At 68.7% G+C, this 21,204-nt stretch carries 14 protein-coding genes; 6 read left to right on the top strand and 8 right to left on the bottom strand.

Going from position 1 to position 21,204, the window contains the following annotated elements; all coding sequences use genetic code 11:
* Positions 1 to 77: 77 nt before the first annotated feature.
* Positions 78 to 770: a 7-cyano-7-deazaguanine synthase QueC gene (gene queC / locus AC2YG9_RS04175; protein ID WP_487296660.1), complete on the bottom strand. Its 693-nt coding sequence runs from the start codon at positions 768 to 770 to the stop codon at positions 78 to 80.
* A gap of 150 nt (positions 771 to 920) precedes the next feature.
* Between queC and AC2YG9_RS04180 the strand changes: the two genes are divergently transcribed.
* Genes AC2YG9_RS04180 through AC2YG9_RS04195 form a run of 4 tightly spaced genes read left to right on the top strand, consistent with a single transcriptional unit; the run spans position 921 to position 5,909 of the window.
* Positions 921 to 2,507 carry an AMP-binding protein gene (locus AC2YG9_RS04180; RefSeq protein WP_487296661.1) on the top strand — a complete coding sequence of 529 codons (1,587 nt, stop codon included), beginning with the start codon at positions 921 to 923 and terminating at the stop codon, positions 2,505 to 2,507.
* Positions 2,504 to 3,820: an MFS transporter gene (locus AC2YG9_RS04185; protein ID WP_487296662.1), complete on the top strand. Its 1,317-nt coding sequence runs from the start codon at positions 2,504 to 2,506 to the stop codon at positions 3,818 to 3,820. Before AC2YG9_RS04180 ends, AC2YG9_RS04185 begins: the two co-directional genes overlap by 4 nt.
* 1 nt (position 3,821) lies before the next feature.
* On the top strand, positions 3,822 to 4,460 hold the full coding sequence (locus tag AC2YG9_RS04190; protein ID WP_487296663.1) for a GNAT family N-acetyltransferase: 639 nt from the start codon (positions 3,822 to 3,824) through the stop codon (positions 4,458 to 4,460).
* A 12-nt stretch (positions 4,461 to 4,472) separates the two neighbouring features.
* On the top strand, positions 4,473 to 5,909 hold the full coding sequence (locus AC2YG9_RS04195) for an aldehyde dehydrogenase family protein (RefSeq protein WP_487296664.1): 1,437 nt from the start codon (positions 4,473 to 4,475) through the stop codon (positions 5,907 to 5,909).
* Positions 5,910 to 5,918: 9 nt separating this feature from the next.
* Here the strand turns inward: AC2YG9_RS04195 and AC2YG9_RS04200 are convergent, their stop codons facing one another.
* The 7 genes from AC2YG9_RS04200 to AC2YG9_RS04230 all read right to left on the bottom strand — a co-directional run bounded on the left by AC2YG9_RS04200 (position 5,919) and on the right by AC2YG9_RS04230 (position 16,834).
* Positions 5,919 to 6,422, bottom strand: coding sequence for a hypothetical protein (locus tag AC2YG9_RS04200; RefSeq protein WP_487296665.1), 504 nt, complete (start codon positions 6,420 to 6,422; stop codon positions 5,919 to 5,921).
* Between the two features lie 68 nt (positions 6,423 to 6,490).
* The gene (locus AC2YG9_RS04205) at positions 6,491 to 8,830 is read right to left on the bottom strand and encodes a TonB-dependent receptor (protein WP_487296666.1); all 2,340 of its coding nucleotides are present in this window, start codon (positions 8,828 to 8,830) and stop codon (positions 6,491 to 6,493) included.
* A gap of 125 nt (positions 8,831 to 8,955) precedes the next feature.
* Positions 8,956 to 10,965, bottom strand: coding sequence for a tetratricopeptide repeat-containing sulfotransferase family protein (locus AC2YG9_RS04210; RefSeq protein ID WP_487296667.1), 2,010 nt, complete (start codon positions 10,963 to 10,965; stop codon positions 8,956 to 8,958).
* Positions 10,966 to 11,246: 281 nt separating this feature from the next.
* Positions 11,247 to 13,652: an ATP-binding protein gene (locus tag AC2YG9_RS04215; RefSeq protein ID WP_487296668.1), complete on the bottom strand. Its 2,406-nt coding sequence runs from the start codon at positions 13,650 to 13,652 to the stop codon at positions 11,247 to 11,249.
* Between the two features lie 50 nt (positions 13,653 to 13,702).
* On the bottom strand, positions 13,703 to 14,488 hold the full coding sequence (locus tag AC2YG9_RS04220) for an LOG family protein (protein ID WP_487296669.1): 786 nt from the start codon (positions 14,486 to 14,488) through the stop codon (positions 13,703 to 13,705).
* Positions 14,485 to 15,711: a glucuronyl esterase domain-containing protein gene (locus tag AC2YG9_RS04225; protein ID WP_487296670.1), complete on the bottom strand. Its 1,227-nt coding sequence runs from the start codon at positions 15,709 to 15,711 to the stop codon at positions 14,485 to 14,487. Before AC2YG9_RS04225 ends, AC2YG9_RS04220 begins: the two co-directional genes overlap by 4 nt.
* A gap of 10 nt (positions 15,712 to 15,721) precedes the next feature.
* Positions 15,722 to 16,834 (bottom strand): hypothetical protein, encoded by a 1,113-nt coding sequence (locus tag AC2YG9_RS04230; protein WP_487296671.1) that lies wholly within the window; start codon positions 16,832 to 16,834, stop codon positions 15,722 to 15,724.
* 151 nt (positions 16,835 to 16,985) lie between these two features.
* On the opposite strand from AC2YG9_RS04230, the gene putA reads away from it, so the two are divergent.
* The gene (putA, locus tag AC2YG9_RS04235; protein ID WP_487296917.1) at positions 16,986 to 20,036 is read left to right on the top strand and encodes a bifunctional proline dehydrogenase/L-glutamate gamma-semialdehyde dehydrogenase PutA; all 3,051 of its coding nucleotides are present in this window, start codon (positions 16,986 to 16,988) and stop codon (positions 20,034 to 20,036) included.
* A 142-nt stretch (positions 20,037 to 20,178) separates the two neighbouring features.
* Complete coding sequence (locus AC2YG9_RS04240) at positions 20,179 to 21,204, top strand: 2OG-Fe(II) oxygenase (RefSeq protein ID WP_487296672.1); 1,026 nt, start codon at positions 20,179 to 20,181, stop codon at positions 21,202 to 21,204.

Here is a 21,204-nt window from a genome sequence, read left to right on the forward strand (position 1 = left end):
GTCGCGCCGCCGCCAACGATAGTGAATGTGGCCCCTGGGTCCCGGCTCTCCGCTACGCTCCGGCCGGGATGACGGGGTTATTTGCCCTCGACCCACTTGGCGTAGCCGGCGCTGCGCAGCTCGCAGGCCGGGCAGGTTCCGCAGCCGTAGCCCCAGGGGTGACGCTGGCTGCGGTCGCCGAGGTAGCAGGTGTGGGTGTCCTCGACGATCAGGTCCACCAGGGGGTTGCCGCCCAGGTCGTTGGCCATGGCCCAGGTCGCGGCCTTGTCGATCCACATCAGGGGGGTGTCGATGACGAAGCGGCTCTCGGTGCCGAGATTCACCGCCACCTGCAGGGCCTTGATGGTGTCGTCGCGGCAGTCGGGATAGCCGGAGTAGTCAGTCTCGCAGACGCCGGTGACCAGGTGCTTGATGCCCCGGCGATAGGCCACGGCGGCGGCGAAGGTCAGGAACAGCAGGTTGCGGCCGGGCACGAAGGTGTTGGGGAGGCCTGACGCGTTGAAGGCGATCTCGGTCTCGGCCGTCATCGCCGTGTCGCTGATCGCGCCGAGGACCGACAGATCCAGCAGGTGGTCGCGGCCGAGGCGGGTGACGGCCGGCTCGTAGGCCTCGGCCAGTTTGCGCAGGAAGGTCTGGCGGACCTCCAGCTCGACCCTGTGGCGCTGGCCGTAGTCGAAGCCGATGGTCTCGACGCGGTCGAATCGGGCCAGGGCCCAGGCCAGGCAGACGGCGCTGTCCTGGCCGCCGGAGAAGAGGACGAGGGCGGACATGGGCCCTCTATAGCCGCATTGGGCCGGGCTGGCGAAACAGTCGTTTGAAGTTGATTGCGAAACGGCGTTCGAATGGCCCAGACTTGGGCGAGGGCGGACTCGCGGCACAGCGGGCTGTCCAAAACCCTCGCAAAGGGTGGGAAGAGGCGGATGGCTGTAAGCGACATCGACACCGGGCTGATGGAACGCATCGATGCGGCCGCCCTGCAGGGCATGCAGCTGGCGGTCTGGGCCGATGTGCAGCCGGACGCGGTCTGTGTGGTCGATCCGGACGGGACCGAGCATAGCTGGGCCCAGGTCAACGCCAGGGCCAACCGGCTGGTGCGGCTGTTGCGGGCGCGGGGGCTGGAGGCCGGCGACAGTGTCGCCCTGGTCTGTTCCAACCGGGTGGAGTTCATCGAGGTGCTGGCCGCCACCCTGCGCAGCGGGCTTAGGCTGACGCCGGTCAACTGGCACCTGTCGGCCGACGAGATCGCCTACATCATCAAGGATTGCGAGGCCAAGGCGGTGATCGGCGAGGCCCGGGTCGCTGTCCTGCCCGAGGCCATGGCCGACTGCGGGGGCGTCGAGGTGAAGCTGGCGGTCGGCGGACCCATCGCCGGGTTCGAGTCCTTCGCCGCCGCCATCGCCCCGTTCGACGGGGCCGATATCGAGGACCCCGTGCTCGGCAACGGCATGATGTACACCTCAGGCACCACCGGCCGGCCCAAGGGGGTGCACCGGCCCACGCCCGTGGTGACGCCCTATGTCACCTACACCATGCGCGGCTATGTCCCCGGCCAGTCGGTGCAGATGTGCGCCGGGCCGGCCTATCACGCCGCCCCGCTGGCCTTCGATCTGCGGGCCGCCATGGCCGGCGGCGCGGCGCTGGTCTTCATCGACAAGTGGGATTCCGAGCAGGTGCTGCGGACCATCAGTGAACGGAGGGTCACGCATTTCCACCTGGTGCCGATCATGTTCCAGCGCCTGCTGGCGCTGCCCGCCGAGGTGAAGGCGAAGCACCCCGTCGACCATGTGCAGTTCATCATCCACGGGGCCGCGCCCTGCCCGCCCGAGGTCAAGCGGGCGATGATCGACTGGTTCGGGCCGGTGCTGACCGAATACTACGCCGGCTCCGAGGGCGGGGCGGGCTTCCTCATCGACAGCCATGAGTGGCTCAGCAAACCGGGCAGTGTCGGCAAGCGGCCGGCCCTGCTGCAGGTCCGCATCCTTGATGAGGCGGGCAACGACCTGCCCAACGGCCAGGCCGGGGCCATCTACCAGCAGATGCCGCCGGGCGGCGGTTTCACCTATTTCAAGGACGAGGCCAAGACCTCCGGCTCACGGGTCGGCGACTTCTTCACCATGGGCGACGTCGGCTATTTCGACGAGGACGACTACCTGTTCCTCACGGGGCGCAACGCCGAGACCATCATCTCCGGCGGGGTGAACATCTATCCCCAGGAGATCGACAACGAGCTGGTCAAGCACGAAGCCGTCGCCGACAGCGCCACCATCGGCGCCCCGCACGACGAATGGGGCGAGCAGGTGAAGGCGGTCATCCTGCTGAAGCCCGGCCATCAGCCGAGCCCGGAACTGGCCGACGAAATCCTCGCCTTCGCCCGCGCCAACCTGCCGGGCTTCAAGGTGCCCAGGAGCCTCGACTTCGTTTCCGATCTGCCGCGCTCGGAGGCCGGCAAGATCCAGCGGGGCAAGGTCCGCGCCCCCTACTGGGAAGGCCGGGCAAGGCAGATATGACCCAACCCCTCGACGGCGATGTAGAGCCGGACGCCACTGCACAGGACGGCCTGGAACAGCGCGAGGCCGAATACGCCGCCTTCGTGAACGCCAACCTGCGCCGCAACTACATCGGCAACTTCGTGCACGGCATGCTGGGGATGACGGGCTTTCGCCTGATCAACGCCCCGACCTTCATGCCGGCCTATCTGCACCTGATCAGCGGATCGAACACCATCGTCGGCCTGGGGCTGGCCCTGCAGCAGGTCGGTGGCATCATCTCGCCGCTGGTGGCCGGGGCGAAGATGGAGCACCGGCCCAGGATCATGCCGTCGGCGATCGTGCTGGGCAGTCTGGGGCGGCTGGCCATCCTCGGCATGGCCCTGGCGGGCTGGTTCCTGACCGGCAACGCCCAGATCGTCACCCTCCTGATGTTCCTCTTCCTGTTCGGGGTGTTCATGGGGGCCCAGCGCGTGGCCTTCACCCTGCTGATGTCGAAGGTCATTCCGCTGCATCTGCGCGGCCGTCTGCAGGCCTGGCGCAATGCGGTGGGCGGGCTGATCGCGGCGGTTCTGGCCTATGCCTCGGGGAAGTACCTGATCGAGGCCAATGTCCTGAACAACGGCTATTCGACCACTTTCGTCCTGGCCTTCCTGCTGACCAGCGCCGGGCTTTGGGTTCTACAGCACCAACTTCGCGAGCCGGTCCCGCCGACCATCCGCACCGCCGCGCGGCTGCGCGACCGGATGAGGGACATCCCCGGCCTGATCGCCGCCGACCCGGCCTATCGCTGGTTCCTGGTGGTGCAGATGCTGGCCACCTCGGCCCGGATCGCCACGCCCTTCTACATCCTGCATGTCGGCCAGACGATGCATCTGGACGGGGCGACGCTTGGCCTGCTGTCCCTTGCCTTCCTCGGGGCCGACACGATCAGCAACCTCGTCTGGGGTTATCTCGGCGACCGATCGGGCTTCCGCATCGTGCTGCTGCTGGCCATCGGCGGCTGGATCGCCGCCACGGTAGCGCTGATGACCCTGGCCAGTCCGGTGGCGGTGTTCTTCGCCTTCTTCGGCCTCGGCGCGGCCCAGGCCGGCTACATGATGGCCAGCCAGACCATGATCCTCGAGTTCGGTCATCGCGACGATCTGCCGATGCGGATCGGCATCTCGGCGACGGCCGAGGGGGTGACCGCCACCATCGGTCCGCTGATTGGCGGCGCGGTCGCCGACCTGATGGGCTATAGCGTCGTCTTCGGCGCCTCGCTCGGCCTCCTGGGCGCCGCACTTCTGACCATGGTCATCGCTGTTCACGACCCGCGCCGAAAGGCCAGCTGACATGAGTGCTCCCCCGGTGACCGTGCTGACCGCGACACCGGAGGAGGAGGCCGCCATCCGCCAGGCGGTGCGAACGGCCGACCCGTCCCTGATCACCCCGACGGCGAGAGTGGCGACGGCCCGCGACATCGCCGGCCTCGTCGACCTGCTCAGCGATCCGCTGGTCTCCGGACCGATCTACGACATTCCTCGCCCAATCGACCCGGCCCGCATCGGCGCCTGGGTGGCCAGATCCCTGCGGCTGCGCGAGGCCGGCGAGGCCCTGCTGACCGTTACCCCCGACGACAAAGGCCGGATCGCCGCCTACAGCCGCATCACCGTTTGGCCACAGCATTCCTCAGCCGAGCTGGCAGGAGCCCAGCGGGCCGATCGCCAGAACAGTGGCCAGGGCACAGCCGGCGCGGCGCGGTCGTTCGGCTTCATGTTCGAGGTGCTGGGGGTGCGGCTGGTCGGGCTGACGGCCGCGCTCGACAATGTGCGCTCGGCAAGGGTCATCGAGGCGGCGGGGTTCAAACCGATGGGCGAGCGGCTGAGCCGGCTGCCGGACGGCGGCTCGCGGCGATCACTCTATTGGGAAATGACCCGCGAGGATTGGCTAACGCAGCGGCGCCTGTTCACTGTTGAAGACGACAAGACCTGAAGGGAGAGCCCCATGCGGTTCGACGGCGACTACTCCATGACCATCGGCGGCAAGGGCGTCGCCGGCGCTTCCAGCTTCGACGTGCTCAACCCGGCCAACGAGCAGGTCATCGGCCAGGCCCCCGACGCCAGCCGCGAGCAGCTGGACGAGGCCGTCGCCGCCGCCCGCAAGGCCTTCCCGGCCTGGGCCGCCACCCCCATCGCCAAGCGCAAGGAGCTGCTGCTGGCCATGGCCGGCGTCATCGCCGCCAACGGCGAGGAACTGAAACGCCTGCTGACCAGCGAACAGGGCAAGCCGCACGGCGACGCCTTCGGCGATGTCATGGGCGGCGCCTACTGGCTGCAGGCCACGGCCAGCCTCGACCTGCCGGTCACCATCGTCGAGGACACGGCCGAGCGCCGGGGCGAAACCCGCCACATCCCCATCGGCGTCGTGGGCGCCATCGCCCCGTGGAACTTCCCGGTCATCCTGGCCATGTTCAAGCTGGCCCCGGCTCTGCTGGCCGGCAACACCGTGGTGCTCAAGCCCTCGCCGTTCACGCCGCTGACGACGCTGAAGATCGGCGAGCTGCTGCGCGAGGTTCTGCCGCCCGGCGTGCTCAACATCGTCACCGGGGGCGACGCACTGGGCCCCTGGATGACCAGCCACCCGGGCATCGACAAGGTCAGCTTCACCGGCTCGACCCAGACCGGCCGCAAGGTCATGGAGAGCGCCGCCTCGACCCTCAAGCGGGTGACCCTGGAACTGGGCGGCAACGACGCCGCCATCGTCATGCCCGACGTCGACGTCGCCGCCGTGGCCGAGCAGCTGTTCTGGGCCGCCTTCCGCAACACCGGCCAGATCTGCATCGCCACCAAGCGGATGTACGTCCACAAGGACATCTATGAGCCGCTGAAGGAGGCGCTGGTCGCCTACGCCGCCACGGTGAAGATGGGCGACGGGGCGGAACAGGGCACCCAGATGGGCCCGATCCAGAACAAGCTGCAGTACGCCCGCGTGCTCGACCTGATCGCCGACGCCAAGGCCAAGGGCTACAAGTTCCTGGTCGGCGGCGAGACCAGCACCGCCCCCGGCTACTTCGTGCCGGTGACCATCATCGACAACCCGCCGGAAGACAGCCGCATCGTTCAGGAAGAGCAGTTCGGCCCGGTGCTGCCGCTGCTCAAGTTCGACGATCTGGACGAGGTCATCGGCCGCGCCAACGCCAGCGACTATGGCCTCGGCGGTTCGGTCTGGTCCGCGGACGAGGACAAGGCGCTGGAGATCGCCAGCCGCCTGGCCACCGGCACCGTCTGGATCAACGAGAGCCAGCACCTCTCGCCGTTGGCGGCCTTCGGCGGCCACAAGCAGTCGGGCGTCGGGGTCGAGGGGGCGCTGGAAGGCTTGCTGGAATACACCAATGCCCAGACGGTGTTCGTGAAGAAGAAGCAGGCCCAACCCGCCGCGTAGGACGACCGTCTAGTTCGCGACGCTCCAGATCACCACGACGTTCGACCGGCCGTTGGGGCCGGGGCCGAAGGCGTTGAGCTGGAGTTGGGCCTTGGGGGCCTTCCAGATCGTCTCGGTATAGGGCCGGCCATCGGAGTTGGTCTTGGTCTTCACCCCGGCCGGCTTGAAGCCATGGGCCCTGGCCCAGGCGGTTACCGCCGCAGGCGTCGGGTCGGCCAGAGCGGCGGGGCCGTCCAGCGCGATGGAGCAGCTGCGGGCGAAGGGGGCGTCCGCCGTCGCCCCGATGGCGAAGATGTCGACGCCCGGCGCGCGGCGCACGAGGGTCCCGAAGAAATCCTTGATGCCGAGCTCTTCGGCCTTGGCCCTGTAGCCGTCGTAGTCGTCGTTCTTGACGTAAAGTGAGCAGGCCTGGTCGAGCGCCTCGACCACGGCGGCCGGCCCCGGCGGCTCGGCGGCAAGGGCTGGAGCAGTCAGGAAAACAGTAGCGAGACTGGCGAAGACAGCGGCGCGCATGGCGGACCTCCAGGTTGGGCCTGGAACCTCCGCCTGCGCGCCGACGCTGTCGTCCCTAAAATCGGGGGCTAGAACTTGCGCCCGACCTTGATGCCGATGGTGCGGGGCTGGTTCGGCACGGTGTAGACCGCGCCGCCGCAGACCGCTTCGGCGCACTGGGCCGACCGGAACAGGCTGGCCCGCTCGTCGAACAGGTTGTTGAAGTAGACCTGCAGGTTCCAGTCGCCGGGCTTGAGGCCGACCACAAAGTCGAAGGTCTGCCAGCTGTCCTGTTTGCCGAGGATGCCGCGCTCGACCAGGCGCAGGTCCGCCCAGCTGTCCGTCTGTCCGGCCCAGGACCCCTGCATGAAGCCGTCCATGTCGGCCAGCACGAAGTCATAGCGCAGGGTCAGGTTGCCCTTGAGCTTGGGCGTCACCGGCAGGCGGGTGCCCGACGGCGACAGGGGGCTGGCGCAATTGGTCACCGGGTTGCCGCTGGCGTCGGTGAAGCCGCAGTAGTTGTCCGACAGCTCGGCCTGGGTCCAGGCGCCGCCGCCCGACAGGGTCCAGTCGTCGCCCAGGCGCCAGACGACGTCCGTTTCGAGGCCGTAGATCTCGGCCTGGGCGGCGTTCTTGATCTCGGTCAGGCCGCTGGCCCCGAGGATGGAGAACTGGAAGTCTTCCCACTGCTGGTAGAAGGCCGCGCCGTTCCAGCGCAGGGCGCCGTCCAGCCAGGTGGTCTTCCAGCCGAACTCATAGTTGGTCAGGAAGTCCGACTTGTAGGGCGGCAGGGTGGCCCGGCGGTTGATGCCGCCCGGCCGGTAGCCCGTCGACCAGGTGCCGTAGATCATGTGATCTTCGGTGATCTTCCAGGTCAGGTTCAGGCGGTGGGTGTTGCCGTCTTCCTTGGTCGACTTGATGACGTTGGTGCAGGGCGCCTGGGGCGTGATCGGGCCCTGGAAGCAGGCCGCCTCGCCGGTCGAGCCGCTGTAGCCGGCCCCGAAGCCGAAGAAGCCGCGCAGGCCGTTCTCGGCCTCGAAGAAGCGCAGACCGCCGGTCAGGGTCAGGGCCGGGGTGATGTCCCAGCTGACCTCGCCGAACACGGCCTTGTCGGTGTCGTCCCGCTGCTGGCTGGTCAGCCAGATGGTGCCGGGCAGGCCGCTGACCGAGATGGTCGAGCCCAGGCCGTCGATCTTGTAGTTCTGGAAGATGTCGTGGGTCTGGTCCTGATAGAACAGGCCGGCGACGAAACGGACCGGCTGATCGCCGGGCGAGGAGACCCGGACTTCGTGGGTCTCGCGCTTATAGTGGTCGGTGGCGTTGATGTACTGGGTCGGTTCGATCGGGTTGCCGAGGTTGTCGGTCCAGTAGGCGCCGTAGCCGAACAGGGTGTCGTAGAAAAAGCTGTAGTCGCTGTAGTCGCTGGCCGTCTCGACGTCGCGGTTCAGGTAGCTGCCGGCGTAGACGACATCGAACATGCCGATCTTGCCCTCGACGGTCAGCGCCGCCTGGTACCATTCGTCATTGCCGAATTCGGGGCGGTAGCGGGCCTGGGCCAGGTCGCCGATGGCCTCGTTGAACGAGAAGTTGCCGTTGGATTCCTGCCGCTGGGCCATCAGTTGGGGGGTGATGGTCCAGTTCTCGCCGAGGTCGATCTTCAGCGAGGCGCGGGCCCCGATGGTGTCGACGTCGTTGTAGTTTTCCTCGGCGAAGTCGTCGTTGTTGATGGTGCCGCCCCAGGTCGGATAGGTGCGGGTGGCCCGGACGTTGTCGATGTAGCCGGCGTCGTGGACGTACCAGCCGACCAGGCGGGCGGCGATGTTGTCGCCCATCGGGATGTTGACGTAGCCCTCGGCCGAATAGCCCTGGTCACCGCCGCTGACGGTGTTGACCTCGGCGTCGAAGGCGCCTTCGAAGACGCCGATCTCGGGCTTGTTGGTGATGATGCGGATGGTGCCGGCCTGGCTGCTGGCCCCGTAGAGGGTGCCTTGCGGGCCGGCCAGGGATTCGACCCGGGCGATGTCGTAGACGTGGACGTCGAGCGCGCCCTGAATCGTCGTGATCGGCTGTTCGTCGAGATAGATGCCGACGCTGGGCAGGGAGCCGGAGTGGTTGCCGTCGCCGCCGCTGGCGACGCCGCGCATGTAGACGCTGCCGAAGCCCGGGCCGCTCGGCTGGGTCGAAACACTGGGCAGGAACTTCACGAAGTCGCCGAAGTCGCTGACCTGCAGCTCTTCAAGCTTCTGGCCGCCGAGCGCCTGGATCGAGACCGGCACGTCCTGCAGGTTTTCCTCGCGCTTCTGGGCGGTGATGATCACCTCATCGACCGTGGCGCCGCCCGTCGCGTCCTGGGCGTGGGCGATCCCTGTCAACATTGTGGTCCCGAGCAGGACCGAGGTCAGGATCGCCGTCCGATTCTTCATGCGCATAGTGTTCCCCAACCGACATAACGTCGTCATGAGAGGGTCATAATGCGCCGCACGCCCTGTCAAGGATGGCCTCCCCAAAACGGGCCGTGATTGCGTCGGTTGCCGAAAACTGTGGCGGCGGAACCTCAGCCCCTGTCCCAGGTTTGCAGCACCGGACCGAGCGCGGCCTTGAGCGGCTCCAGCCAGGGCTCGTATGCCCGCCACTGGTCCAGCCCCTCGGTGAAGATCGGCCGGCGCACCTGTTCGGAGCTGGCCGTGCGGACGGCGCGGTCGTTCTCGTGGAACTTCATCACCCCGGGCTCAAAGGCGAGGCCGCAGTAGTCGAGCAGGGCGCGGACCTCAACCTCCGGGTCGGCGATCATCCGCTCGTAGATCGTGAGGTGGACCGCGCCCGGCTGGACCGCATCGAAGTGGGCCATCAGGGCGACGTAGTCGGCGTAGTAGCGGCCGAGGTCCGTGAGATCGTAGCTGAAGCCCTGCCCCCGGGCGAAATGCTGCTTGAAGGCCGAGAAACAGCAGCCGAGCGGATGGCGGCGGGCGTCGATGATCTTCGCGTTCGGCAGGATCAGGCGGATCAGGCCGGTGTGGGCGAAGTTGTTGGGCATCTTGTCGATGAAGAAGGGTCGGTCGGTCTTCCGCTGCACCCGGGTGCGCTCAAGGTACTCCTCGCCCAGCGCGCGGGCGTCGTCGGCGGTCAGGTCGGTCAGGCTTTCGGGATAGGAGCCGTCGCTCTCGCGGCGGTGGCGGCCGCCGAGGCGCCGGGCCATGGCGATGATGTCGGGCAGCTCCATGGTGCCTTCGACTTCGGAGTGGGTGGCCAGGATCTGTTCGATCAGGGTCGAGCCTGCGCGGGGCAGGCCGACGACGAAGATCGGGTCCGGGGCGGGGCAGCCCCAGCCCCGGCGCGCGGCGTAGAAGGTGTCCGTGAACACCGCCATCGAGCGGCGGGCATGGGCGGTGGTGTGCTCGGCCTCATAGTCGATGCCAGCCCGGCGCAGGGCGGCGCCGGCGGTGTAATGCTCGAAGGATTCGGCCGCCTCGCCGGCGTCCTCGAGCGCCTTGCCCAGCGCATAGTCGAGGTGGAAGCGGTCCTCGTCGGAGATGTCGCTGCGGGCCAGCTGGGCGCGCATGGCGGCGACGTCTTCAGGCGTGAACTTGACGGTCTTGAGGTTGGCCAGACTCCACCAGGCCTCGCCGAACTGCGGCGCCATCTCCAGGGTCTTGCGGTAGGCGGCGACGCTGTCGGCCTGGCGGCCGACGGTCTTGTAGCTGTGGCCGAGGCTCATCCAGCCCTTGGGCTGGTTGGGGTGTTCGGCCAGCACCCCTTCATAGAGGCCGATGGCGCCGTCGTAGTCGCCGAGCCGGCCGAGGACCGCAGCCTTGAGGTTGCGATAGCCGGCATGGCGCGGATTGGCCGCGATCAACGGGTCCAGCGCCGCCAGCGCCTCTTCGGCCCGGGTCAGGCGGTAGAGGACGGTGGCGTGGTTGTAGCGGGCTTCGGCGAACCCGGGGGCCAGCTCCAGGCAGCGGGCCAGCAGGGCCTCTGCATCCTCGTTACGCCCCAGCCGCGCGGCGACCTCGGCCAGCATGCGGATGGCGGCGACGTGGGTCGGATGGCGGCTCAGGTAAGGTTTGAGGATGCGCTCGGCGACCGGCAGATCATTGGCGATCAGAGCCGTGGCCGCCTGCATCAACTCGGGGTCGGAGACCGAAGCCTTGATCTGCTCGGCCCGGGCCCGCGCCGCCCCGGCCTCATCGCCGGCCAGGGCCAGCTGGTCGGTCAGGGCGTCCCAGGCCATGGAGAGGCGCCCGTCGAGGGTCACCGCCTTGCTCAGCGCCGCGATGGCGGCCCGGCCGATCTGCAGGTCGGCGAAGGCGAGGCCCGCCTCCAGATGCACCAGCGGCCAGCCTGGATGGGCCCGGATCACCGGCTCCAGCTGCTCCAGCCCGGCCTCGGCCCGACCCTGGCGGCGCAGGGCGGCGGCCAGCAGCAGGACGGCTTCGGGATGGCCCGGCATGGCGCTGAGGATTTCACGGGCCTGAGCTTCGGCCAGAGCGGGATCTGAGCCCAGCAGGCGGCGGCCGTGGGTCAGGGCGGTCGAGAGGGTTCCGGTGGTGGCCGTGTCGTCAGTCATGCGGGTCTAGCGGTGCATAAGTTCGAGCGAATTGTCGATGGCTGGGAGCGAGCTGACCATGGATGATTTCACCTCTGGTCTCCCCTCTCCCCTTGCGGGAGAGGGTGGCCCCGAAGGGGTCGGGTGAGGGGTCACACCGGCCTCCGAGACAGCCCGACCTAACCACCGCATTGCAGCTTGAAGACCTATCGACCCCTCATCCGGCGCTTCGCGCCACCTTCTCCCACAAGGGGAGAAGGGAGACCCGAGGCGATGGAAGCAGTCTTCGAAATCACCGAAGCCTAAGCGTTCGCCGCCTCGTCCAGCGCCGGCGGATTGAGCGCCGCCTCAAGCGCCGCGAACAGCCGCCCGACCTCGATGGGTTTGGCGACGAAGCCGTCCATGCCGGCGTCGCGGTATTCGGCGACCTGGTGGGACATGGCGTTGGCGGTCAGGGCGATGATCGGGGTGCGGGCCCGGCCGGTGACCGCTTCGCGTTCCCGGATGGCGCGGGTGGCGGTGGGGCCGTCGACCTCGGGCATCTGGACATCCATCAGGATGACGTCCCAGGTCTCGGCCTCCCAGGCGGCGATGGCCTGGGCCCCGTCGGGGACAATTACCGGGTCGATGCCGACCTGGTGCATCAGGGTCTTGAGGACCAGCTGGTTGACCTCGTTATCCTCGGCCGCGAGCACCTTCAGCGTCTGGCCGGTCAGCTCGGCGTCGGCCGGGGTCGGGGGCAGGGTCGGCAGGGCCTCGGCGCGGCTGTCGGCCACCCGCTCCAGCGGCAGGGTGAAGGTGAAGGTGGCGCCCTTTCCCAGCTCGCTCTCGACGCCGATCTCGCCGCCCATCAGCTCGGTCAGCTGACGGCAGATGGCCAACCCCAGGCCCGTGCCGCCATAGCGCCGCGAGGTCGAGGCGTCGGCCTGTTCGAAACGGCCGAACAGCTTGGCCAGCGGTTCCGGGGCGATGCCGATGCCGGTGTCGGAGACCTGGAATTTCAGGGTCTTGCCCTGGCGGGCGACCAGCACCCGAATCTCGCCCGCCTCGGTGAATTTCAGGGCGTTGGAAATCAGGTTGTAGAGGATCTGCCGCACCCGGGTCGGATCGCCGCGATAGACCCCGTTGGCGGAGCGCTCGATCTTCAGGTCGAAGCTGAGCCCCTGTTTGTTGGCGATGGCGGTGAAGGCGGCATGGGCCCCGCGCGCCAGGTCCTTGAGGTCGAAGTCGGCCTCGTCCAGCTCCAGCTTGCCGGCCTCGATCTTGGAGAGGTCGAGGACATCGTTGAGCACGGCCAGCAGGCTCTCGCCCGACTGGCGGATGACTTCCAGCCGCTCGCGCTGCACGCCGGTCAGCTCGTCGGCCGCCATGGCCTGGGCCATGCCGAGCACGCCGTTCAGCGGGGTGCGGATCTCGTGACTCATGGTCGCCAGGAAGGTCGACTTGGCGGTGTTGGCGGCCTCGGCGTCGTTCTTGGCCTGGATCAGCTCGGCCTCGGCGGCCTTGCGGCCGGTCATGTTCTGCAAGGCCCCAACGAGGCGTAATGGCCGGCCACGCTCGTCGGCGAACATCTTGGCGGCGCCCTGGACCCAGATCTCCTGATCGTCATTCCGGCGCACGCGATAGATCGGATCGTAGCGCTCGCCGGTGGCCAGGTGCCGGGCCCAGGCGTCCTCGACCATGGCGCGGTCGCGGGGATCGACCCCTTCGTAGATGTCGCGCCAGAGGTCTTCGTAGGTCTTGGGGGCTTCGAAGAAGGTGTCCTCGGCCCCGACCTTGATCAGGGTGCGGGCCTTGTAGTCCATCTCCCAGACGTGGACGTCGCTGATCTCCAGCGCCATCTGCATGCGCTGTTCGGAGCGCTCGGACTGTTCGAGAGCCTCGACGAGTTCGGAGACGTCGGAAGCGGTCAGGACGATGCCGCCGATCTCGCCGTCCGGCGTCTTCCAGGATTTCAGGTCGGTCTGCAGCCAGACAGACAGGCCAATGGGCAGGGTGACGTGGTTGCGGGCCAGGGCGCCGGGCGCGCCCTGGAGGGCGGCGGCGAAGGCCTCACGGCTCGGCTCGTAGACCCCCGGTGCGATGTCGAACAGCGAGCGGCCCATGGCCTCGGCCCGGCGCACGCCGAGGCTGCGGGCCCAGAGGCTGCTGGCGGCGATGACCTTCAAATCCTTGTCGGTCATTACAAGCGAGGTCGGCATGGTGGCGACCAGCGCCTCCAGCGTCGTCTGGGTGGCGCGCAGGGCCTGGGCCGCATTGGCCCGCACCCACTCGTCGGCCACGAAGTCGGTAAGGTCGGCGAGGCGCTGAGCAGTGTCCGCGTCATAAGGCTGGGGCCGGGTGCTGTAGACCGCCAACAGGCCTGGCGTCGTCCCGTCCTTCAGCTGGATGGGCACGCCGATGAAGGCGCGGATATAGGGTGGTCCGACGACCATGAAATGGTTGGCGAAATGGTCGTCCGTCTCCGCATTCGCGACCCAGAGCAGCTCACCCGAGGCGATGACCCGCTCGGCCGTCCGGTCGCGGCCCGGGAAGGTTCCGTCGGCGAAGCGGCTGCGCCAGGCGACGCCGTCCTTGACCAGCACGATGGTGCTGTCCGCGTCCTCGAACAGTCCCTTGGCGAACCGGGTGGCGCGGTCGAAGACGGCCAGACTGAGGTCCAGGCCAAACGGCGCGGTCATCCGCTCGCGGTTGTCGCGGCCTGGCACGGTGTCGATTTCCCCCTTTAGTCGTTGCCGCCAAAAGTGGGGCTTCAAGGTTAACCCTGGGTTATGGGGGCTTCTATCGACTCATGCGGCCGAAGGCCGCCCTTCAGCAGGCAGGACCAGACGCCCTCGGCGTCCTCGGCGAAGGAGAAGAGGGACAGGTCGTGGGGCGCGATCAACCCGCGCTCGGCCAAAGTCTCAAAGCCGATGACCGAACGCCAGAAGGCTTCGTCGAACAGCACCACCGGGATCGGCGGGGCCTTCTGCGTCTGGCGCAGGGTGAGGATCTCGAACAGCTCGTCAAAGGTGCCGAAGCCGCCGGGGAACACCACCAGCGCATTGGCCCGCATGGCCAGGTGCATCTTGCGCATGGCGAAGTAGTGGAAGCGGAAGGTCAGCTCCGGGGTCGTGTACGGGTTGGGAAACTGCTCGAACGGCAGGGTGATGTTGAAGCCGATCGACGGGGCGCCGGCGTCGAGCGCTCCACGGTTGGCCGCCTCCATGATGCCGGGCCCACCGCCGGTGGCGATGACGTTGTCACGGAAGGGCTGGCCGTCCAGCAGAGCCCCGCCCCGTTCGGAGGCCAGGCGGCCGAAGGCGCGGGCGGCGTCGTACCAGCGCCTGTGGTCGGGCGACCCGGCCTCGCCGGTGCGGGCGCTGCCGAAGACCACGATGGTCGAGCGCACGCCCCAGGCCCGCAGGGCTTCTTCGGCATGGGCGTATTCCAGCTGGAAGCGGACGCCGCGCATGGCGTCGCCGAGCAGGAAGTCCTGGTCGAGGGCGGCCAGCCGATAAGACGGGGACGCCAACTGCGGGGCGTTTGACGGTTGGTCGGTCATTTCAGGTGGATGTCTAGGAATTCGAGGAAGGCGCGCCAGTCGGCGGTGGTGATCCCATGGCCAAGCGGCCGGCTCCACCAGACGACGCTGTCTTCCGGCCGATAGTCATTCAGGCCCTTGGCGTTGAAGCCGGGGGCGCCGAACAGCCGGTAGGCCGGATCGGCGCCTTGCGACGCCTTGAAGGCGCCGGCCGGGTCGGACCAGGTGTCGCCCCGGCCCGTACCCAGCATCACCGGCCGGGGGGCGTTGAGGGCGATCAGCTGGTGCTGGTCGACGTCGTCCGGCACGCCTTTGGCGTATCCCGGGGTGAACCAGAAGCCGTAGGCGGTGGTGATCTGGCTGAGGCTCTCGCCGGCGATCGAACGGGTCAGGCTGGCCCCGCCCCGGCCCGACTGGTGGGCGATGACGGCGGCGAAGCGGGGATCGAGGGCGCCGGCCAGCAAGGCGGCCTTGCCGTGCCGCGAATGGCCCCAGGCGACGATCTTCCTCGTATCGAAGCGGGGATCGAGGCTGAGGACGTCATAGGCCTTCGAGAACAGATCGGCCCAGACGACGAGAGCGCCGGGCCGTTTGTCGGCGGGCGTGTCCGGGGTCAGGGCGGCAAGGGCCTGAGGACCCAGCACATCGTCATCGGGCACGACTTCACCCGGATAAAAGAGGGCGACGGCGTAGCCCCGCCTGGCCAGCTGCTTCCAGTCAGGACCGCTGATCCGCTTGCCGAGGACGACGGTCAGCACCGGGTCCAGATCGTGGCTGCGGCAGGGGCCCGGCAGGGCGGCGACGTCTTCGAAGACCGAGTCGGGCCGGCCCTTCACGGCGTTCCGGGTCGAGCAGAACAGCTCCATGACGATCAGCGGGGCGTGCGCCGCTCCCTTGGGCGAGGCGACCAGCATGTGGAACCGGCGGCGGTTGCTCCCATCGCCGAGCTTTACGGTCCACTGCTCCATGTCCATGCCGTCGGTGTCCGGCAGGGTGAGCGTCTCGCGAGCCTCGACGGTGGCCTCGCCCAGCGGCGGCGGATGGCCGTAGACGGCGTCGAGCAGGGCCGCGCGCAGCAGCGGCGCCCGGCGGCTCCAGTCGGCGGCGGTGACCACCGGCCGGTCGCCCCGGAAGGCGCCCAGCACCGAGGGTGTGGCGTCGGGCTGCTTGCGCAGGTTGGGCGGCGAGGCGCAGGCGGCCAGAATCAGGGCCGCGACGGCAACGATCATCCCCCGAAAGATCATCTGTCCTCCCCTATCGCAGTCTTGCCAGCGGCTCCCAGACCGGCGTGATCACCTGCCGGGCCAGCATCTTCAGCCGCTCGTCGGCGGCGGCCTGGCGGGCCAGGCTGTCCGGCGTGAAGGTCTTGCCCGGTTGCTTCGCGTCCAGCCTGGCCACGGCGGCCATCCGGGCCCGGTCGGCCTCGCCGATCTTCAGGTCCAGGAACGGCCGGTCGGCGTCGAGCAGCGCCTCGGGCAGGTCCTTGTAGGCGACAGGCCGCGCCCCGGCCGCCACCGCCTTCGAGCCGGTGATGCAGAGGGCGGCCAGCCAGCGGGCGACCTCCTCGGGCGGTGGCAGGCCGGGTTTGGGTTCGCTGCCGCCCGCCAATCCCGCGCCTGTCTGGGCGACCAGCACTTCCAGCGGGTCGCGGTGCAGGACCACCGATGGTGTCCGGGGCGTGATGGCCTTGAGCCGGGCGTGGTCGAACAGGCTGTCGACATCGAGCTTGATGACCAGGCGCCGCGTCCCCGCCGCCCGGCGATAGGCGCCGAGAATTCCGGCCAGCCAGGATTGCTGCACCTTGGGATCGATGCGGATCAGGGTGTGGGCGCTGAGCACGCCGGCGATGGCCTGGGGCTCGGACAGCACCAGGATGTCGGGAACCTGGGCCAGCATGCGCGAGGCCAGGGTCGAGCCGCAGCGGGAAATGTGGAAAATCATCCCGTCGATCGGCGTCTCAGGTCCCGGCATCCTGCCAAGCTCGGTCGGATCGCTGATCGCCGGCAGCAGCTGGTTGAGCGGATGGGCGGACAGACGGGCGAAGTCCTGGTCGGCGAAGGGGGCGGTGAAGGACTCGCCGCCGGCGTAGACCCAGTCGAGCCTCATGCCCTGGGCGGTGATGCTCAGCCAGGACGGCAGCCAGCTGGGCGACAGGGTCGCCGCCTGCACGGGCATGGCGGGGGTCGATGGTCCGCGCGGGGTCATGGCGGCGAGGATGTCGGCCACCGGCATGTCGACCCCGGCCCCGCGGCCCATCTCCGCCACCTTGTCGGCAAAGGCGGCCCGGTCGGGGATGGCCCAGAGGGCGGAAAGCGCCGCCGGGTAGGACAGAAGCGCGGCGCGGAGGGCATGCAAGGACTGGGACATTGAGCGCACCATACCGCCAACCCCGATTAACGCCATTGGGGGGACGCCATTGGCCGGCTTGCTCCCCTTCCCTAGCGTCGCGCGAAGGCGTAGACGGCGCCCCATGACGACCCCCGCCCTTGAACCCAAGCGCTCTCTCATCGCCCCCTCTATCGTGGACTGGGACGCGCTCGACGCCGGCAAGTATCGCGACGAGACCGAGACGGTCCGCGACCTGTTGGCCGCCGCTCCCCTCAACGCCGAAGACCGCGCCGCCGTGCGGGCCGAGGCCGAGGCATTGGTGCGCGGGGCGCGGCGGTCGGTCCGCCGCCAGGGGGTGGTCGAGAACTTCCTGCAGGAGTTTTCGCTGTCGACCCGCGAAGGGCTGGCCCTGATGTGCCTGGCCGAAGCGCTGCTGCGCACGCCCGACGAGGAGACCAAGGACCGGCTGATCGCCGAGAAGATCGGCAGCGCCGACTGGGCCAGCCACCTGGGCAAGTCGGGCAGCCTGTTCGTCAACGCCTCGACCTGGGGCCTGATGCTGACCGGCAAGCTGGTCGAGGTCGATGATGAGGCGAAGAGCGATCTTCCCGGCTTCCTCAAGCGCGTCGCCGGGCGCGTCGGCGAGCCGGTGATCCGCGCCGCCGTCGGCCAGGCCATCCGCATCATGGGCGAGCAGTTCGTGCTGGGCCGCACCATCGAGGCGGCCATCGCCCGGGCCAAGGGCGACGGCGACATCTGCAGCTTCGACATGCTGGGCGAAGGCGCCCGCACCGCCGCCGACGCGGAACGCTACGAGAAGTCCTATGCCGACGCCATCGCGACCGTCGGGCGCCTGTCCGGGGGCCAGGGGCCGGAAGCGGGCCACGGCATCTCGGTCAAGCTGTCGGCCCTGTCGCCGCGCTATGAGGCGACGCAGGAAGACCGCGTCTGGTCCGAGCTTTATCCCCGGGTAAAACGTCTGGCCCTGATCGCGGCGAAGCACGACCTCAACTTCACCCTGGACGCCGAGGAGGCTGACCGGCTGGTCATCTCCCTGAAGCTGCTCGAGCGGCTGGCCGCCGATGCGGATCTGCGGGCCGACTGGAAGGGTCTGGGCCTCGCCGTTCAGGCCTACCAGAAGCGCTGCCCGCAGGTGATCAAGGGCGTCGCCGCCCTGGCCGAGAAGACCGGCCGCCGGCTGATGGTCCGCCTGGTGAAAGGCGCCTATTGGGACAGCGAGATCAAGCGGGCCCAGGTCAACGGCCGGCCGGGCTATCCAGTCTACACGACCAAGAGCGCCACCGACCTCAGCTACTTGGTCTGCGCCAGGGCCCTGATCGACGCGGCGCCGCACCTCTATGCCCAGTTCGCCACCCACAACGCCCATAGCCTGGCCGCCGTGCGCCGCATGGCCCGCGGCGCCGGAGTGAAGATCGAGTTCCAGCGTCTGCACGGTATGGGCGAGGCGCTCTACAAGGCCGCCGACGATCTCTACGACGGCATCCTGGTGCGGGCCTATGCGCCCGTCGGGGGCCATGAGGACCTGCTGCCCTACCTGGTCCGCCGCCTGCTGGAGAACGGCGCCAACACCAGCTTCGTCCACGCCCTGCTCGACGAGCGGGTGCCGCCGGAGACGGTGGTGGTCGATCCCATCGCCGACGTCGAGGCCGCCGGCCCCGGCCCGCACCGCAAGATCCCGCTGCCGGCCCAGATCTACGGCGACCGGCTGAACAGCGCCGGCATCGACCTGTCGGTGACGAACGAACGGGTCCGCGTCGTCAAGGCCATCGAGAGCCTCAAGCCCATCGACGCGGGGAAGGGAGAGGCCATCCTCAACCCGACCGACCACAGCCAGATCGGCACTGTCGCCGAGGCCACCACCGCCCAGATCGACGCCGCCTTCGCCGCCGCACGCAAAGCCCAGCGCGGCTGGGATGAGGCCGGCGGCATCGCGCGCGCCAAGGTCCTGCGGGCCATGGGCGACGCCCTGGAGCAGAACCGCGACCGGCTGATCGCCATCTGCACCCGCGAGGCCGGCAAGACGCTGAACGACGGCATCGCCGAGGTCCGCGAGGCCGCCGACTTCTGCCGCTACTACGCACGGCTGGCCGAGACGAAGTTCGGGGCGCCCGAGGTGCTGAAGGGCCCGGTCGGCGAGACCAACACCCTGGAACTGCGCGGCCGCGGCGTCTTCGTCTGCATCAGCCCGTGGAACTTCCCGCTGGCCATCTTCACCGGCCAGATCGCCGCCGCCCTGGCCGCCGGCAACGCCGTCATCGCCAAGCCGGCCGAGCAGACGCCGCTGATCGCCGCCGAGGCCGTGCGCCTCTATCACGCTGCGGGCCTGGACCCGGCCCTGCTGGCCCTGACCCCCGGTCGCGGCGAGACGGTCGGCGCGGCCCTGGTGGCCCATCCGGGCTGCGACGGCGTCGCCTTCACCGGGGGCACCGACACCGCCTGGCGGATCAACCAGACCCTGGCCGCCCGGCGCGGGCCCATCGTGCCCTTCATCGCCGAGACCGGGGGGCTGAACGGCATGTTCGTCGACACCACCGCCCAGCGCGAACAGGTCATCGACGACGTCATCCTCTCGGCCTTTGGTTCGGCCGGCCAACGCTGCAGCGCCCTGCGCCTGCTGTTCCTGCCCAAGGACACCGCCGACCATCTGATCGAAGGCCTGATGGGGGCGATGGACGCCCTGGTCGTCGCCGATCCGGCTGATCCCAGGACCGACATCGGCCCGGTGATCGACGCCGACGCCAAACAGACCCTCACCGACCACCTCGAGCGCCTGAAGCGCGAGGCCAAGGTGCTGAAGGTGCTCTCGGCGCCGGACAGCGGCACCTTCTTCGCCCCGGTCCTGGCCGAGATTCCGTCGGCCGACTTCCTCGAGCGCGAGGTGTTCGGCCCGGTCCTGCACATCGTCCGCTACGACCCCGAGAACCTCGCCGCCGTCGCCGCCAGCCTGGCCGACCGCGGCTACGGCCTGACCCTCGGCGTCCACTCGCGGATCGAGGCCTTCGCCGAAGAGGTCAAGGCCCGGGTCCCGGCCGGCAACGTCTACGTCAACCGCTCGATCATCGGCGCTGTGGTCGGGGTGCAGCCGTTCGGCGGCCAGGGCCTGTCGGGGACGGGACCGAAGGCGGGTGGGCCGGAGGCGCTGTCGAGATATGGCGTCGAGCGAGCGGTAAGCGTGAACATCACGGCCCAGGGCGGAGACCCGGCGCTGTTGAATTTGTAGCGGCTAGCCGCTCACCCTTCCCACACCCACCGTCACCCCAAGACTTGTTCGCCCGTGCCGCGACAGTTCTGACTCCCGTTGCAGTCCCCTCGCCCGTTTGTGACAATGGCGCCCTGACCTTTGCACAAGAGCTGGCTTACCCATGTCCCTCACCATCGGTGATCCCGCGCCTTGGTTCATGGCGCCGACCGAGGAGAACCCGCAGTTCAACTTCGCCACCCTGGCGGGGCGCTGGGTGGGGCTGGTGTTTGCGCCGGATGGTCCGACGGCCGAAGGGCTGGCGCGGGTGATCAACCTGCAGAAAGACCTCGACGAGACCACCGCCTGCATCTTCGGGGTCGCCAATACCCACCTGGGTCACGCGCAGCTCGGCCCGCGCTGGTTCTTCGATCCCTCGGGCGGCCTGGCCAAGATCTACGGGGTTCAGGGTTCGGGCTGGCTGATCCTCGATCCGCAGCTGCGCGTCTATGACCGGGGCCAGATCGAGGACGTCGGGGCCCTGGTCCGGCGGCTGGCCGAGATGCCCCATCCGACCACCCACGCCCAGGTCGAGGTCACCGCGCCGGTGCTGATCCTGCCGCGCGTCTTCGAGCCTGAGTACTGCAAGGAGTTGATCGCCTTCTACCGCCATGTCGGCGGCACGGAGTCGGGCTTCATGCGCGAGGTGGATGGCAAGACCAAATTGCTGACCGACCCGCGCCACAAGCAGCGCAAGGACGTGCTGCTCGAGGACGAGGGCATGCAGGCCGTGGTCCGCGAGAAGATCAACCGCCGCCTGATCCCGGAAATCCGCAAGGCCTTCCAGTTCCAGGCCACCCGCATCGAGCGCTATCTGGTCGCTTCCTACGTGGCCGGCGCCGGCTGGTTCCGCCCGCACCGCGACAACACCACCAAGGGTACGGCCCACCGCAAGTTCGCCGTCACCATCAACCTGAACGCCGAGGACTACGAGGGCGGCGAGCTGCGCTTCCCCGAGTTCGGCAACCGGCTCTACAAGCCGCCGACCGGCGGGGCGGTGGTCTTCTCCTGCTCGTTGATGCACGAGGCGCGGCCCGTGACCAAGGGCGAGCGCTTTGCCTTCCTGCCCTTCCTCTACGACGAGGCGGGGGCGAAGGTGCGCGAGCAGAATCTCAAGTTCGTCGACCTGCCGGACCAGAAGGCGGGCTGA

Source organism: Caulobacter sp. SRI_014, assembly GCF_057586315.1.